Source organism: Streptomyces sp. NPDC056580 (assembly GCF_042793175.1).
Taxonomy (GTDB): domain Bacteria; phylum Actinomycetota; class Actinomycetes; order Streptomycetales; family Streptomycetaceae; genus Streptomyces.
In genome coordinates, this window is the sequence record NZ_JBHTVE010000004.1 from 513808 (window position 1) to 529269 (window position 15462).

General features: G+C 70.7%; 15 protein-coding genes and 1 pseudogene. 6 read left to right on the forward strand and 10 right to left on the reverse strand.

The features are described from left to right. Positions 1–9: 9 nt before the first annotated feature. The 4 genes from dnaK to ACFQ9Z_RS11260 all read right to left on the reverse strand — a co-directional run bounded on the left by dnaK (position 10) and on the right by ACFQ9Z_RS11260 (position 4022). The gene (dnaK, locus tag ACFQ9Z_RS11245; RefSeq protein WP_383014374.1) at positions 10–1914 is read right to left on the reverse strand and encodes a molecular chaperone DnaK; all 1905 of its coding nucleotides are present in this window, start codon (positions 1912–1914) and stop codon (positions 10–12) included. Positions 1915–1995: 81 nt separating this feature from the next. Beyond that, positions 1996–2427: a hypothetical protein gene (locus ACFQ9Z_RS11250; protein ID WP_383014377.1), complete on the reverse strand. Its 432-nt coding sequence runs from the start codon at positions 2425–2427 to the stop codon at positions 1996–1998. Between the two features lie 311 nt (positions 2428–2738). Next, a complete protein-coding gene (locus ACFQ9Z_RS11255) occupies positions 2739–3305 on the reverse strand; it encodes a type 1 glutamine amidotransferase domain-containing protein (RefSeq protein ID WP_383014380.1) in 567 nt (188 codons plus the stop codon). A gap of 267 nt (positions 3306–3572) precedes the next feature. Beyond that, complete coding sequence (locus tag ACFQ9Z_RS11260) at positions 3573–4022, reverse strand: DUF1931 family protein (RefSeq protein WP_383014383.1); 450 nt, start codon at positions 4020–4022, stop codon at positions 3573–3575. Positions 4023–4510: 488 nt separating this feature from the next. Between ACFQ9Z_RS11260 and ACFQ9Z_RS11265 the strand changes: the two genes are divergently transcribed. From ACFQ9Z_RS11265 to ACFQ9Z_RS11275, 3 genes are all read left to right on the forward strand, one after another. Further along, entirely contained in the window at positions 4511–4888 is a 378-nt protein-coding gene (locus tag ACFQ9Z_RS11265) for a DUF2267 domain-containing protein (RefSeq protein ID WP_383014387.1), read from the forward strand. Positions 4889–5120: 232 nt separating this feature from the next. Then, positions 5121–5708: a DsbA family protein gene (locus ACFQ9Z_RS11270; protein ID WP_383014390.1), complete on the forward strand. Its 588-nt coding sequence runs from the start codon at positions 5121–5123 to the stop codon at positions 5706–5708. A gap of 52 nt (positions 5709–5760) precedes the next feature. Beyond that, positions 5761–6816 (forward strand): LLM class oxidoreductase, encoded by a 1056-nt coding sequence (locus ACFQ9Z_RS11275; RefSeq protein ID WP_383014393.1) that lies wholly within the window; start codon positions 5761–5763, stop codon positions 6814–6816. Between the two features lie 60 nt (positions 6817–6876). On the opposite strand, the gene ACFQ9Z_RS11280 is transcribed toward ACFQ9Z_RS11275, so the two are convergent. From ACFQ9Z_RS11280 to ACFQ9Z_RS11290, 3 genes are all read right to left on the reverse strand, one after another. Further along, positions 6877–7485, reverse strand: a complete 609-nt coding sequence (locus ACFQ9Z_RS11280) for an NADPH-dependent FMN reductase (protein ID WP_383014396.1) — start codon at positions 7483–7485, stop codon at positions 6877–6879. A gap of 13 nt (positions 7486–7498) precedes the next feature. After that, the gene (locus ACFQ9Z_RS11285) at positions 7499–8344 is read right to left on the reverse strand and encodes an aldo/keto reductase (protein WP_383014399.1); all 846 of its coding nucleotides are present in this window, start codon (positions 8342–8344) and stop codon (positions 7499–7501) included. A gap of 101 nt (positions 8345–8445) precedes the next feature. Then, positions 8446–9765, reverse strand: a complete 1320-nt coding sequence (locus ACFQ9Z_RS11290; RefSeq protein WP_383014402.1) for an MFS transporter — start codon at positions 9763–9765, stop codon at positions 8446–8448. A 135-nt stretch (positions 9766–9900) separates the two neighbouring features. On the opposite strand from ACFQ9Z_RS11290, the gene ACFQ9Z_RS11295 reads away from it, so the two are divergent. Continuing rightward, a complete protein-coding gene (locus tag ACFQ9Z_RS11295) occupies positions 9901–10791 on the forward strand; it encodes a LysR family transcriptional regulator (protein WP_383014405.1) in 891 nt (296 codons plus the stop codon). 163 nt (positions 10792–10954) lie between these two features. Here the strand turns inward: ACFQ9Z_RS11295 and ACFQ9Z_RS11300 are convergent, their stop codons facing one another. Together ACFQ9Z_RS11300 and ACFQ9Z_RS11305 are read right to left on the reverse strand one after the other, a co-directional pair. After that, positions 10955–11335 carry a DUF2267 domain-containing protein gene (locus ACFQ9Z_RS11300; RefSeq protein ID WP_383014408.1) on the reverse strand — a complete coding sequence of 127 codons (381 nt, stop codon included), beginning with the start codon at positions 11333–11335 and terminating at the stop codon, positions 10955–10957. A gap of 131 nt (positions 11336–11466) precedes the next feature. Continuing rightward, positions 11467–13215: a PucR family transcriptional regulator gene (locus ACFQ9Z_RS11305; protein ID WP_383014411.1), complete on the reverse strand. Its 1749-nt coding sequence runs from the start codon at positions 13213–13215 to the stop codon at positions 11467–11469. A 334-nt stretch (positions 13216–13549) separates the two neighbouring features. Between ACFQ9Z_RS11305 and ACFQ9Z_RS11310 the strand changes: the two are divergent. After that, a pseudogene (locus ACFQ9Z_RS11310) lies at positions 13550–13729 on the forward strand (hypothetical protein); the annotation flags it as partial. Here the strand turns inward: ACFQ9Z_RS11310 and ACFQ9Z_RS11315 are convergent. Further along, entirely contained in the window at positions 13726–14088 is a 363-nt protein-coding gene (locus tag ACFQ9Z_RS11315; protein WP_383014414.1) for a DUF2267 domain-containing protein, read from the reverse strand. The pseudogene ACFQ9Z_RS11310 and the gene ACFQ9Z_RS11315 sit on opposite strands and share 4 nt — an antisense overlap. Positions 14089–14542: 454 nt before the next feature. On the opposite strand from ACFQ9Z_RS11315, the gene ACFQ9Z_RS11320 reads away from it, so the two are divergent. Further along, entirely contained in the window at positions 14543–15433 is an 891-nt protein-coding gene (locus ACFQ9Z_RS11320) for an SRPBCC family protein (RefSeq protein ID WP_383014417.1), read from the forward strand. Positions 15434–15462: the final 29 nt, after the last annotated feature.

Below are 15462 nucleotides of genomic sequence, written 5' to 3' on the forward strand. Positions count from 1 at the left end.
GCGGGTACCTCAGCCCTTGTCGAACTCTGCGTCGATCACGTCTTCGTCGGCGCCGGCCCCGCCCTGCCCGGAGCCGTCGGGGCCGGTGGTGTCCGACGGACCACTCGCCGCCGCCGCTCCGGCCTGGTGGGCGGCGAGCCCGGCATGGACCTGCTGGAGTTCGGAGATCAGCGGCCTGGCCTTGTCCGCTCCGGCCTCGTTCTTGACCGCGTCGCGGGCCTCGCCCACCAGCATCTCGGCGCGGGCCTTCTCGTGCGCGGGCGCGGCCTCGCCCAGTTCGTTCAGGCGCTTTTCGACCTGGTAGGCGACCGCGTCGAGTTCGTTGCGGGCGTCGACGGCCTCGCGCAGTGTCTGGTCCTGGCCCCGGTTGCTTTCGGCCTCCTGGACCATGCGTTCGACCTCGCTCCGGTCCAGGTTGGAGCTCTCGCTGATGGTGATGCCCTGTTCCTTGCCGGTGTCCTTGTCGCGGGCGCTGACGTTGAGGATGCCGTTGGCGTCGATGTCGAAGGTGACCTCGATCTGGGGTTCGCCCCGCGGCGCCGGGCGGATGTCGGTGAGCTGGAAGTGGCCGAGCACCCTGTTGTCGGCGGCCCGTTCGCGCTCGCCCTGGAGGGCGACGATGTCGACGGCGGGCTGGTTGTCCTCGGCGGTGGAGAAGGTCTCGCTGCGGCGCACCGGGATGGTGGTGTTCCGCTCGATGATCTTCGTCATCACACCGCCCCGCGTCTCCACTCCCAGCGACAGAGGTGTGACGTCGAGCAGCAGAACGTCCTTGACCTCGCCCTTGAGCACCCCGGCCTGGATGGCGGCGCCCAGCGCCACGACCTCGTCCGGGTTGACGCTCATGTTGGGGTCCTTGCCGCCGGTCAGCCGACGCACGAGGGCCTGGACAGCCGGGATGCGGGTGGAACCGCCGACGAGGATGACCTCGTCGATGTCGTTCTCACCGACCTTGGCGTCGGCCATGGCCTGCCGGACCGGACCGAGGCAGCGCTCCACCAGGTCGCTGGTGATCTGCTCGAACGTGGACCGCATGATCGAGTCGGTGAGATGCTTGGGCCCGGAGGCGTCGGCGGTGATGAACGGCAGGCTGACCTGGGTCTGGGTGACGGAGCTGAGTTCGGTCTTGGCCTTCTCCGCCGCCTCGAACAACCGTTGCAGCGCCTGCGGGTCCTTGCGCAGGTCGATGCCGTTCTCCTTCTGGAAGTCGTCCGCGAGGTAGTCGACCAGACGCCGGTCGAAGTCGTCGCCGCCCAGATGGCTGTCACCCGCTGTGGAGCGCACCTCGACCACGCCGTCGCCGACGTCGAGGATGCTCACGTCGAAGGTGCCGCCGCCGAGATCGAAGACCAAGACGGTCTCGTGCTCCTTCTTGTCCATGCCGTACGCGAGGGCGGCCGCCGTCGGTTCGTTGATGATCCGCAGCACTTCCAGTCCCGCGATCCGTCCGGCGTCACGTGTCGCGGTGCGCTGGGCGTCGTTGAAGTAGGCGGGCACCGTGATGACCGCCTCCGTGACCCGCTCACCCAGCTGCTTGGAGGCGTCGTCGGCGAGTTTGCGCAGCACCAGGGCGCTGATCTCCTCAGGCGCGTAGAGCTTGTCGCGCACCTTGAAACGGGCCTCGCCGTTCTCTCCCGGGACGACGTCGTAGGCGACGGCCTTGGCCTCGTCGGAGACCTCGTCGAAGTGCCGGCCGATGAACCGCTTGGCCGAGTAGATGGTGCCCTTGGGATTGAGGATCGCCTGGCGGCGGGCCAACTGGCCCACCAGGCGCTCGCCCGTGTCGGTGAAGGCCACCACGGACGGTGTCGTGCGGTTGCCCTCGCTGTTGGGCACGACGGACGGCTCGCCGCCCTCCCACACGGCGATCACCGAGTTCGTGGTGCCCAGGTCGATGCCCACTGCCTTGGCCATGAGGAACTCCTTCCGCGGCGGTCGACGTCCGTCGGCGACCGTTCATCCTCCGGGCCGTGTCCGCCCGGTTCTGAGACTCGTTCAGCTGGGGACGGCGCCGCTGTGTGGGCGTCGGCCCCTTGGGGAGGCGCTCTCCGTGTTCGCGTCGGGACTGCTGTCCAGCCCGGCGACCGGCCGGACGGCCTCGTCGGCGACGTCCTCGTCCGCCACGACGTCGTACCGGCCGGGCTCCGTCGAGCGGACCGGGGCGAAGTTCCGGCGGCCGCCCTGGGCCGCGTGCAGCAGCACGGCGAGCAGTGCACCGACGACCGCTCCGAAGATCAGCCCGTACAGTGCGGGGAGCAGACCGGAGACGACCGGACTCAGCCAGTTCGGCAGCCCGGGGATCCAGCCGACGAGCACGCCGGACAACGCTCCGGCGGCCGCCCCGTGGAGGGCGGCCTGATCGACGGCACGTCCGGCCTCCCGGAACGTCGAGTACGAGGCAACGGCCCCGCGGGCCGGCTCGGTCATGGCCACTCCTTCCGCCGACGGACCGCCGAGCGGTTCCGCCAGGCCCCAGAGTGTCTCTTCGCCCGGTCCCGCCGCCTGCGCCCAGCGGGTCGAAAAGTCTCACCGGCGGTCGGTCTGCGAGGACAGGAGGCGGGACGACGATTCGGGTTCGCGGGTCGCGAGCGGGGGTCGCGGATGTACTTCTTCGAGGCCCGGGGGTCGGACCGGGGGCCGTACGGAGGCGACCGTCGCGGATGACCAGCCCGTGAGGCGCAGAGCGCCCACGCTCACCGTGCACCGCCTGCTCTCCCCGCGGCGACCTGGCCGTTGGTTCAGCCGGGCATGGGATGGTGCGCCCGGGCGAACTGCTCCACGACGGAGGCGCAGAAGGCAGGCAGGTCGGCCGGACCGCGGCTGGTGACCAGTTGCCCGTCGACGACCACCTCCTGGTCGGCGACGACCTCCGCGCCGGCGTTGCGCAGATCGGTGCGGATACTGGGCCAGGACGTCAGGCGGCGGCCGCGCACCGCGTCGGCTTCCGCCAGCGTCCACGGGCCGTGGCAGATCGATGCGACCGGTTTCCCGCTGGCCATGAAGTCCCTGACGAACTGCACCGCGTCGCGGTCCATGCGCAGCTGGTCGGGGTTCATGGTGCCGCCGGGCAGGAGCAGGGCGTGGTAGTCGTCGACGGAGGCGTCGGCGACCAAGCGGTCCACCGGGAAGGTTCCTGCCGGGTTGAGGTCGAACTGGCGGGCCTGGATCTCGCCGGGATGAAGCGAGACGATCTCGGTCTTCGCCCCCGCGCCCTGCAGCGCACCGCGCGGCTGGTCGAGTTCCACGCGCTCGACGCCGTCGGTGGCCAGAATCGCCACCCGCATCCCCTGCAGTTCCTGTGTCATGGTACGGCTCCCTTCACGAGTCGCTGGTTGTACGACGCGAGCGGCAGGGACACCCGGCAGGGCCCCTCCTCCACCCGGACGGCAGCTCCGGCTGACACCTGCTCGGGGCACCCTCGGCCGCGGCTTGCGGTCCCCGGTCCGGAGGGATCCGAGCCGCAGACGTTCCTTGTGGTGATCCTCCCCAGGGCATTCGTGTGCCTTTCGAGAAGCGCGTCGAGGACCTCGGCACGCCGGTTCAGATCGCTGACATGCACCGGGGCGCCACTGCTAGAGCAGCTGGTCGAACACCGCGGTCACGCCCTCCCAGTTGCTGGTCTGCGGGTTCTTGAGATCCGGGTACATGATCTTGAACGTCTCGGCGAGGGCGACACTGAGACCGCCGACGATCTCGGGGTAGCGCTCTTCGGTCTCCTGGGTGGGTGCCCTGTCGAGAGGAGGGTGCGCGGCGAGCTGATCCAGGATCGGCTTCAGATCGACCTCCTCGTCGAGCCGCCGGAACCGGTGGATGCTCTCCTGGAGGCCCTTGGTGATCGGTAGGTCCCACGGTTCGACGGTGTCCCGGCCGTTGGCCTTGGCCGACGCCTGGCCGACGACCAGGAGGTCGTAGAGCTTGGCGTCGACGAAGTCGCCGTATCGCTTCAGGTCGTTCTTGTCCACGTCGAGGCCTGCGGCGGCGCGGAAGAACCTCTCGAACTTCGACACAGCCATCACGGTCATGCCTCTCGCCTCCTTACCGGGAACCGGACGGCGTCGTTCGCCCCGGCCAGCGCCGCCATCGGCCGTTACCGGTCGAGATTCGCAGAGCCCGCCTGCCGACGCCTCCGCACCCCAGGCCGAAAAAGGACACCCCCGCCTACCCTGGCAGAGCAGCATGGCCAACTCGGGGAAGCGGGACCGTGCCAGGTCGGTGGACCGTGGGGGCACGACCGGCGCGGCTCTCACCCGCCCCCAGGAGATGAGCATGACTCTTCAGACACCTGTGCCGGCAGACCCCGCTTCATCCAGGGCCCCTTGAAGCCGTTGTGTGACGCCCTCCGCCGCCGCGGAGGCCGTCTGCACTTGTGCTCGGAGGTCTATGGCTCCCGCCGCTTTTCCGCCCGCCGGGAGCAGGCATGGTGTGGCCCGTATCCGGAGCATGGAAAGGGCCTTCGCTGAGGCGCCCGCACCATGACGCGCATCAGCCCGCTTCGGAAGAAGGAGCGCCCATGGACTACAAGACCTTCCTCGAGACCGTCACCCAGCGTGCCCCCATCCCCCCGGAAAAGGCGGAGCCCCTCACTCGCGCCACCCTGGCGACACTGGCCGAGCGGCTCACCAGGGGGGAGGCGGAGGACCTCGCGTCCGAACTGCCCAAGCCGCTGAAGGAACCGCTGGTCTCTCCCACCCCGGAGGCCGAGGCCTTCGGACTCGACGAGTTCGTCAATCGGGTGAGCAGGCGAGCAGAGGTGAGCCCGGAGGAGGCCCGCGAGGGTGTACGGGCCGAGCTGAGCACCCTGAGGGACGCGGTCAGCGACGGCGAGTTCCGCCATGTGATGTCCCAGCTGCCCCGGGACTTCGAGGCTCTCGTCGGCGCCCCGGGCTAGAAGGAGCCGAGACCGACGAGGCCGGCGCCATCATCGAGGAGACGCAACCAGCCGTGCTCACGGCGGCCCGAAGCAGTGGCGCGGCAGGTACGCCTTCCCGGTGCCGCATACGAGGGCCCGACGCGTGCGGCGGGCTTTCGGCCGTGGCCGGCTTGCCGTTCACGCCGCGTGTCATGACTCCCGCCGCTTGTCATGACGCGAATTCCATCGACCTCACGACAGAGGATCCGGCATGAGTACTCAGACGCCCCGCATCAGCTCACCCTCCCGCGTTCCGGCCAACGCCTCCTCGAGCGGGGACGGCATCGTCGTCGCAGCCGGCCCGGTACAGGTGGACGCCTTCATCGACTTTCTGTGCCCGTTCTGCAAGCAGTTCGAGGAGAGGAGCGGGCCGCTCCTCGACGAGCTGGTGGCGGACCAGGCGATCAGTCTCGTCTACCACCCGATGGGTTTCCTCGACGACCTGTCCACCACCCGGTACTCCTCCCGTGCCTCGGCGGCCTCGGGCTGCGCGTCCGACGGCGGCCACTTCATGGAGTACCTGTACGCGCTGTTCGCCAACCAGCCGCCCGAGGGCGGGCCGGGCCTGTCCGACGACGAACTCGTCGAGCTCGGCCGCGCGGTGGGACTCGGGGACAGCTCGTTCGCCGAGTGCGTCCGACAAGCCGTCTACCTGGACTGGAGCTCCTATGTGACGGCGACGGCCGTCCAGCGGGGCGTGGGCGGAACGCCGACCGTGGCGGTCCAGGGCGTCCCGGTGCCGGCCAACCCCCAGACGATCCTTGCCGCGGTTCGTGCCGTCCTCGCCGGTGACGGCTGATGAGTCGGTACGTATACGGACCCGGACACGGCCGATTTCGCCGGAGGATCGCATGACTGAACCGACAGTTCCCTCAGCCGACGCACCCGTGGACGTCGAAGGCGCGAAGCAGCGGCCGTTCTCCGAGCACTTGGCCATGGCCAGGGCGTATCCCGGCGGCAGGATGACCGTGGGCGCCATCACGCCCCTGGAGGGCTTCGACGGGCCCGTGCCGTCCCTGGCCGGGCACATCGAGCGGATCCAGCAGGCCGAGCGGGCCGGCTTCGCCTCGGTGTGGGTCCGGGACGTGCCGCTGCTGGACCCGGGCTTCGGGGACGCCGGGCAGGTCTTCGACCCGTGGGTGTACCTGGGGCAGCTCAGTGCCCGCACCACCTCGATCACACTGGGGACCGCCAGCATCGTCATGCCGCTGCGGCACCCACTGCACACCGCGAAGGCGGCCGCCTCGGTGGACCAGCTGTCGGGCGGACGGCTCCTGCTCGGGGTGGCCACCGGTGACCGGCCCGTGGAGTTCCCGGCCGTCGGGCAGGACCTGGCCGACCGGGCCGAGAGGTTCCGGCAGTCCCTGGAGTACTTCCGTGTCGTCCTCGAGCACCGTTTCCCGCACGTGGAGTCGCCGCTCGGCCGGATGCACGGCACCGATCTGCTGCCCAAGCCGGTGTACCGGCGGATCCCCGTACTGATGACGGGACGCGGCAGGCAGGACGTCCGGTGGATCGCCGGCAACACGGACGGCTGGCTGTACTACACCCCGCCGCTCCAGCAGCAGGCCGAGAACATCCAGCGGTGGCGGGAGCTGACCGAGGGCGACGGCGGTGGGTTCAAGCCGTACGCACAGGCCACCTATCTGGATCTGACCGAGGACCCGCTGGCCCTGCCCCGGCGCATCCACCAGGGCTTCTCGGTGGGCCGGGTGTCGTTCCTGGCGATGATGCGGGCATGGCAGGAGATCGGCATCGACCAGCTGATGATCAACTTCAAGCACAGTCGACGTCCGGTCGCCGAAGTGATCGACGAACTGGCCGAACACGTGCTGCCGCACTTCCCGCCCGGGCGCTTCGCGGCGCGCGGCGAGCACCGGCGGCCCGTGGAGCGGACCGGTCCCTGAGGAAGCACGACCCCGGAGAGGCAGCACGACCCCGGCGCCCCCCGTGTGACAGCGCCGGGCTCAGCCCCGGACGGCCCCGGACGGCCGCTCCTGCGCGTAGTCGCACGTGCCCTCCGCCCGGAACTGCAGGGCCGCTCCGGTCACCTCCGCGCCGAGGCCGCGCAATTGGTCCGCGACCGCCTGGTCGGTGAGGCGTCCCTCGCCGTCGAAGACCCTGGAGGACCGCGGGACCGCGAACACCAGCGGCACGGCCCAGCCGCGCAGCGACCGCACGATGAACTCCATCGCGTTGATCGCCTGCAGGCCCTGCACTCCACCGGCGGTCGTCAGCATCCCCACGGGCTTGTTGGTCAGGTAGGGCGGGTCGTGGTCGGCCAGGAGGGCGAGCCAGTCCACCGCGTTCTTGAACGCGCCACTGACCGACCCGTGGTAGGTCGGGCTGCTCCACAGCAGGGCGTCGGCGGCCTGAACGGTCTCCGCAAGCCGGCGGGCGGACGGAGGGATCCCGTGCTCGGACGTGTAGAACGGGAGATTCAGCCGCTTGAGGTCGATCACCTGGGTGTCGGCGCCCGCCTCGGCCGCCCCCCCGACCGCCACACGCAGTGCGGTGAGGCTGGTCGACGGGGTGCGCAGCGAACCTCCCATTCCGACGACGAGTGGGCGCGCCATCCTGACAACTCCTTCAGAGCATCTCCAGGGGCGTGGGCCCGCCGGGCGGCGGGAACGCCTCGTCGAGGGCGTCGAGTGCCTCGGCGGGAAGGCGGAGGTCCACCGCGCCGCGGTTCTCCCGCACGTGGTCGGGTGATCCGGAACGCGGGATCGCGGCCACCCCCTGTCGCAGCACCCAGGCGAGTGCCACCTGGGCCGGCGTCGCTCCGAGGGCCCGGGCCACGGCACCCAGTGCCTCGACCTTCACCAGTCGCGCCTGCTCGATGGGGGAGTAGGCCATGACCGTCACCCCGGCCTCGCGGCACCAGGGGAGCAGATCCCACTCGACGCCGCGCCGGGAGAGGTTGTACAGCACCTGGTCGACGGCCACGGCGTCGCCACCGGGGAGAGCGGTCAGCTCGGCCATGTCGGCGACGTCCAGATTGCTCACGCCCCAGTAACGGATCTTCCCCGCCTCCATCAGGTCGGTGAATCCCGCAAGGGTCTCCTCGAGTGGCCACCGTCCCCGCCAGTGCAGCAGGTACAGGTCCAGCTGCTCCGTACGGAGCCGCCGCAGGCTGCGCTCGCAGGCGGCGACGGTGCCGTTCCGGTCGGCGTGGCCGGGCAGCACCTTGCTGACGAGGAAGACCTCCTCCCGGCGTCCCCGGACGGCCTCGCCGACGAGCTCCTCGGCTGCGCCGTCGCCGTACATCTCCGCCGTGTCGACGACGGTCATGCCCAGGTCCACGCCCAGCCGCAGCGCGGCGATCTCCTGTTCACGCCGGGCCGGATTCTCGCCCAGGTACCAGGTGCCCTGCCCGAGCGCCGCGATCTCCTCACCGGAGGGGAGCGCCGTCGTTCTGACTGATTCCGCACACATCCCGGACCTCCCGTCTGCTGCCGGGCCGTGTCACACGTACCAGCACCGAGTGCCCAGGTCCGCGCCTCCCAGACAGCCGTGCCGCATGCGCCGCGGGGAGGTCAGGAGGAGCGAGCGGACCGCGCCGACAGCTCGCCGGGAGCGGGTGCGCGATCGCGCAACGCGACGGCCACCGACACAACGGCGCCACAGGAGAGGACCGCCGCGAAGCCGATCATCGCGGTCTGCACGGCGAAGTGGCGCAGGGCGATGCTGAACAGGACGGAGGGCAGGCCCATTCCGAGGTACGCGACGACGAAGAACACGGCGAGGACCCCCGCGCGTGAGGCGGGCTCGGCCAGTGAACCGGCACGTTCGACTCCTCCCTTGAACAGCAGCCCGGAGCCGGCTCCCGAGAGGGACACGGCGACCAGGTAGAGCCAGAGTGCCGGGTGGTAGAGGGCGACGGCGCACAGGACCAGGCCGACCGGGAAGACCACCGCCCCCACTGTCAGGACCCGGGGCAGTGGGAGGCGTCCCAGCACCAGCTGTGCGGCCGCCGCGGAACCGAACATGAGGAAGGCGGCGAGGCCGACCATGAGGTGCGAGTCGGTGTGCAGGGTGCCGTGGAGCACGCTCGCCCCGAGGGAGGAGATCAGGCCGAGGATCGCGAAGGCGAAGGCGCCCAGCGCGCCGGCCGCACCGAACGCCCGCCGGGCGCCGGGGCGCAGGACGAACCGGGTGGGCGCTACCGCCCCGGGCAGCTCCCGGTCCACGGTCTCCGGGGTGCACAGCACCAGCGCCAGGCACACCGCCATGGCGAGCGTGAAGATCGCCTGGGCGGTGACCAGGGGAGAGGGCAGCCACTCCGCGACGGCTCCGGCGACCAGGGGCCCTGAGGCCAGGCCGCCGAGGTTGGCGGCGGTGGCCACGATGCCGGGCAGCACCGAACCCCTCCGGTCGGGGCGGGCCTCGTCGTGAAGGTCGTGCAGGTACGTCGTCGCGGTGGAGGCCATCAGCCCCAGTCCCACACCGTTCAGGACCCTGCCCGCTATCAGCCCCGGCAGGTCCCGCCACAAGATCAGTACGACCGACGCGACGATGCCGACGAGCAGCGCCGGGACGATGATGCGCCGTCGGCCGAGCCGGTCCGACAGGTGTCCCAGTCCCAGGAAGGCGGCCGCCGCGCCCACGACCATCGAGGCGTACGCCACCGTGACCGTGGTCGCGCCGAAGTGGTCCCGGGCCTCGTACAACGGCCACAGCGGGGTCGGCGCGGTGCCGAAGGCCATCAGCACGGTGAAGGCCACCGCCACGAACCAGAAACCCGTCGTGTGCGTGGCACGGCGCCGGGCGGGGGCGCGGGGCGGCAGGCCGGTGGAGGCGGAGGCTGGGATCCGGGGGGTCGGGTCGTCGGGAGCGTCGGCTGTGGGACGGCTCAACGACGTCGGTACGGCAGGCAGGAGTACCCCTCCTCGGGCGGAAGTGGATGGCATTCCTCCATCCTCCTCACCAGGCAGAATCAGCGCCAACGAATGTTTTTGCTCGGCTCCAGCAGTGCGAGTGATACTTGTGGTGTGGAGCTACGTCAGCTGGAGCACTTCATCGCGGTCGCCGAGGAGCTGAGTTTCACGCGTGCCGCCCGTCGGCTGCACGTGGTGCAGTCGGGGGTGTCCGCCGCGATCCGCTCCCTGGAGCGCGAGCTCGGCTGCGCGCTGTTCGAACGCACGTCGCAGCAGGTCCGGCTCACCGGAGCGGGCGCGGCGCTGCTGCCGGAGGCCCGGGCCACCCTGCACGCCGCCCAGGCGGCCCAGGACGCCGTGCGCGCCGCACAGGACACGCTGCGCGGGACGGTGAACGTGGGCGCCATGGCCTCGGTCGAGGTGGTGGACCTGCCGGCGCTCCTGGGGCAGTTGCACGCACGGCATCCGGCGATCGACGTCCGGCTGCGGCTGGCGACGACCGGCTCGGAGGGACTGGCGCACGCGCTGCTCAGCGGGGACCTGGACGTGGCCTTCCTGTCGCTGCCCGAACGCAAGCCCGCCGGGATCGACGCACGGGAGCTGACCACTGTGCCGCTCGTCCTGGTGGTCAGCGCCGGCCATCCGCTCGCGCAGCGGGAAAAGGTCGCACTCGCGGACCTCGTGGGGGAGCCCTTCGTGGACTTCCCGCCGGGCTACGGCAACCGTGAGGTGGTCGACCGGGCGTTCGCGACGGCGGGCGTCGTACGCCGGGTGGCACTGGAGGTGCCCGACATCGACATGGGGGCGGCACTGGTCCGCCACGGACTGGGCATCGCCTTCCTGCCCGAGTTCGCCGTTGCCCGCACACCCGGCCTGCACGTCCTGGACGTCCACGACACCGTGCTCCGCTGGAGCATGCATCTCGGCACGTCGTCGACCAGGCGGCCCACCTCGGCCCTCGGGGCGCTGCTCGACCTGGTGGACCTGCACGTCATCGCCCTGTGACGTCCGGGCGTCTCCGACGGCAGGCCGAGGCCGGCCACCAGCAGGACATACGTGGCTCGGCCGGAGGACGGCTAGGGCATGTCAGCGGTCATGACCACGTACCCGTGCGTGCCTCGCGCCACGGCGGCACCGGGGACCGGCGATCCCGCGGGTGGTCCCGGGGTCACCCGGCGGATTCGAGGGCCTGAGAGAAGTCCGTTCCGAGTTGCGACATCAGGTCGTTGAACTCCTTCTCGCTGATCGCCTCCCGGAGCACGGCCAGTACGGTCCGCACGCCCCGGTCCGCTTCCTCCTCCTTGAGCATGGTGCGTTCAGCTACGCGCCGCACGCTGTCGCGGTGGCCGAATCGCTCGATGCGGTCCGTGGCTCCCCGGCGCACCGCCTCGGCGAGGCCCTCGGGGAGCTCGATGATCAGGTCCCTGGCCTCCCCGGCGCTCAGCCTGTGGGCCAGCGTCTCCAGCGTGGCCCAGGTCAGGTCCGCCGCCTCCTGCCGGCCCAGTCCGGTGCGCTCGGCGACGGTACGTACGAATTCCTGCTCATCCATGCGTCGTCCTCCTTCGCTGCTGTGTTGCGACGAACGGCGCGGACCCCCTGCAAGCCTGCCACGCCGACCCGGCCCGCGCACGGACGGCGGCGCGTCGTGACCGACCTGGGCCTCCCTCCGCCGCCGAGGCGTCAGCCGGGGCCGCCCAGCATGATCTTCCACACTCGGGTAGCCACCTGGAGGTTCAGCCGGTCCTCGACGTTCGCGAGGTCGTTGCCGCTGATGTCGCGAATGCGCTGGAGCCGATAGCGCAGCGTGCTGCGGTGGATCCCGAGGGATTCCGCCGTCTCGTCGTAGTTGCCGCCGAAGTCGAAGTACCGGGACAGGGTCTCCACCATGGTCGCGTGGTGCCGGGAGTCGTAGTCGATGAGCTGCCCGAGCCACTCCTGGACGAACGTCTCCAGTTCCCGGCGGCCGCTGCCGGGTCCCAGGATGCGGTAGAGGCCGAGTTCGTCGAAGAACGACGTGCCGTAGCGCTCGCGGGAATGGTGGCGCGCTTCCAGGGCGCGCTGCGCCTCCTGGTAGCGGTGGGGGATGTCGCCCACGGAGTCGCAAGGGCCGCTCACCCCGATCGTCCCGGACCGCGTCCCGGTCTCCCGGGCGAGCGCCTCGTACAACGCGCGGGCGTGCGGCCTTTCGCCGGCGATGAGGACGACGTGGTCGGAGCGGCGGGTCAGCAGCGAGCGCATGCCCACCGCAGAGGCCGCCCGGCCCACGGTCTGCGCGAAGGAATCGTCCACAACCCGGTTCGACCACTGCACCGCGACGATGTAGTGGCTGCGGTGCAGGTCGTGTCCGACCGCCTCGGCCCGGGCGTAGGCGCTCGTCTCATCGGTCCCTGCCAGGAGGTCATCGGCCAACTCGCGGTGCAGCCTCAGCTCAACTTCGGCCAGACTGCGCAGGTGCGCCAGTTCCAGGGCGAGCGACGTGGCGGCGTGTCCAAGCGCGAGTACGGTGCGCTCGTCAGCCTCCTCCTGGGCATCGACCAGGGCCAGCACGCCCAGGATCTCGCCGTGCGGGCGGACGAGGGTGATCAGCCGGTCCTTTATCCGCACCGGCCCGGCCTCTCTCGCGAGGACCTGCAGCATCTCGTCCTGGCGGGAGAGGTCCGGTTCGGGATAGGGGTCGGGGCGGCCGGGGCCGGTCCAAGTCCTCAGCCGGCCGAAGCGGTCCTCGACCAGCGCGGGAAGTCCGGTGAGTCTGTGGAGTGCGCGGGTGACGGCTTCCTCGCCGCCACCCGAGGCAGCGACGTCGGCCATGAGGGCGTGAACGGCTCGCTCGTAGCCCAGCTCAGCCACCACGGAGATCAGCTGCCGCTGGAGGACTGTGCGTTCGTCCCTCAGGCGGCGCAGCTCCAGCGCGTCCTCGCGTCGGCGGCGTTGTGCGAAGGCGACGGACAGTGCGGCAGCGGTCTGCCGGACGAACGTGGCGAGCAGAGATCGTTCGGCCTCGGTGGGCCGGGAGCGGGACGTCACGACAAGGTAGCCGTGGAGTCCCCCCGGGCCGCGTAGCCCCAGCGCCCGGCCCCACGGCCTGCCGGGTACGGACACGTTGCCGTCCTGCCCGGCCAGCTCCCGCACCCTCCGGCTCACGGCCAAGGCATGCATCTGCCCGTTTCTCGGGCCGGGGACCAGTTCACCGCCCACCTTCAGGTACCCGGCCTCCGCGCTGTAGGGTCCCGCGGCGGCTATGTGGTCCATGGCCAGGCGGAGAATCTCGGCTTCGTCGGGAGTGCCCAACAGGGCGCGGGAGAGCGCGACCAGTTCGTGAAGGGCATGATCGGCTGGGGTGCGAGCGGGCCGACGGGGTCCCCTGCGTGCGACCTCGGGGCGCCGCCTGGCGCTGTGGTGGTACAGGCTGTGCACCCGACTGCCGACCATGGGATCACTCCGTCCCTCGAAGCCTTCAGGAGCCGAGCGGCATCTCGCGTACCCGCTCCCCGGCCGGCTTACCCGAGATGTGTGGATTGTTTCTCCCGTAGTCGTGGGGGCGGCCGGACCTGCGCGTTCCCGACTCGCCAGACGCAGGCGTGCGGCCACTCGGTCGTCACCCTGGGTGGGGGACAACGGTCGACAACCGGTCGAGCCCTCCGGGAAGGGAGCCACGAGATGACCGAAACGGGTTTCCCCGCATTCGACACCAGGTGGCAGGGCCGACCGGCTCCTCAGGGAGACCGAGAAGGCCGGCGGCTGGCCCGAGGGACGCCGTAAGCAGTCGTACGGCGCACCGCGCGCCGTCCCGCACGGGCTACGGGACCGGCTCTCCGTCGACGGGGCCGCGCACTCCGGGGCGCAGCTTCCGACCCTGATCCGCGGGGGGAGGAGTCACCGCGCGAACGCCGGCGCCGGTGGATGGCCGCGCCAGCCGTGTTCCGCGCCGGGATGTCCGAGCTAGATGTTCTGGAACTCGTTCGGCAGTTGCGACATCACATCCTGGAACTCCTCACCGGGCACGGCCTCTCCCAGCGTCATGAAAACCGCCGCAACGCCTCTGCGCGCCACGGTCTCATCGACGCCCGCACGCTCACTCACTCGCCGGACGAACTCGGCAACGCCGAATTTCTCGGCGACATCCTCCGGTGGAACCAGCGGCGGGGCGATCTCGGCGGGCAGGACGCCGGCCAAGTGCCTGGCCTCGCCGCCGGTGATCCGCTCGCCCAGCGTCAGCATCGTGGCCCGGGTCAGCTCGCCTGCCTGCTCCTCGGGCACGTGGGCCCGCTGGCTGACGAGCCGGATGAAGTCGTCGCTGTCCATGGCGTCTCCAATCCTGTGACCCATGGCAGGTACCGCGCACGCACTACCCGAAACGGTGACAGATCGGACCCTCCAGGATCCACGTCGCTGGAGGTGATCGCCCGGGGCCGCCGAGGACCGGTCCGGTCATGCGGGTGTCGTCGCAGTGCGTTACGGTCGTGGGATCTCCTGGCGGATCCGGAGCTTCGACGCAGATCGCTCTGGGCTCTCGCCGGTGAGGACGTGTGCCAAGCCCAGGGCTTGCGTCATGTCCGCGCCGCGGCCGGACGGCTGCGCCGGTTCGGTACGCAAGCTGATGATTGGGTACGGGCCACGCGGAAACCCCCGTGTTATCCGCTATGCGTGCTTGGCCTTCGCTCCGAAGTGGCCCGCCTTCCGTTCACCTCACCGTATGTGGGGAGTACTCATGAAGACAGACATCCGTTCCACTTCTCGCCTTCGGCATGATCCGCTCGTGCGGGGGCTCGGCTGGGCCAGTGCGGCGATGGGCGTGCCCCAGGTCGTGGCTCCGGCGGGTTTCGCCCGGGCTCTGGGCGTGGGCGACGCCTTCCGGCACCGCTCGGCGACGGCCGCGGTGGGTGTGCGTGAGCTGGCGGCGGCGACCGGGTTGCTGGGGCGGCCGCATCCGGTGTGGCTGTGGGGCCGTGTCGGTGGGGATCTGATGGACCTGACGATGCTGACCCGGGCCCTGAGGAATCACGACGGTCGCGGTCTGGGCCGCACCGTCGCGGCGACCGCCGCGGTCACCGCCATCACGGCCACGGACGTCTACGCGGCCGTGACCCGCACCCGTAGGAGCACCCCCATGGAACTGACCGCGGTCACCACCGTCCTCCAGTCCCCGGACGAGGTCTACGCCCTGTGGAAGGATCTGGAGCGCCTGCCGGAGTTCATGGCGCATCTGGACGAGGTGCGGGTGACCGGTCCGCGTACCAGCCACTGGCGGGCCAGCGCGCCGTTCGGCCGGACGGTCGAATGGGACGCCGAGACCACGCAGGACGTTCCCGGGCAGCTGATCGCCTGGCGGTCGGTGGACGGCGCCGACATCGACAACTCCGGTGAGGTCCGCTTCGTGCCCGCTCCCGGTGGCCGGGGCACGGAGATCCGGGTGTCGTTGCGCTACGACCTACCCGGCGGGGCGGTGGGCAAGGCCGCGGCGCGTTACTTCGGTGAGGAACCGCACCAGCAGCTGGACGACGACCTGCGCCGCTTCAAGCAGGTCGCGGAGGTCGGCGAGGTCGTCCGTTCGGAGGGCGCGCCCGGCGGCAAGCGGGCCCGTGGCGAGTTCCCGCAGCACCCGGCGCGGCCGCTGACCGCGGAGGAACTGAAGGAGGTTCTGGCATGAAGGCGAACTGCTGGACGGGACGCAACTCG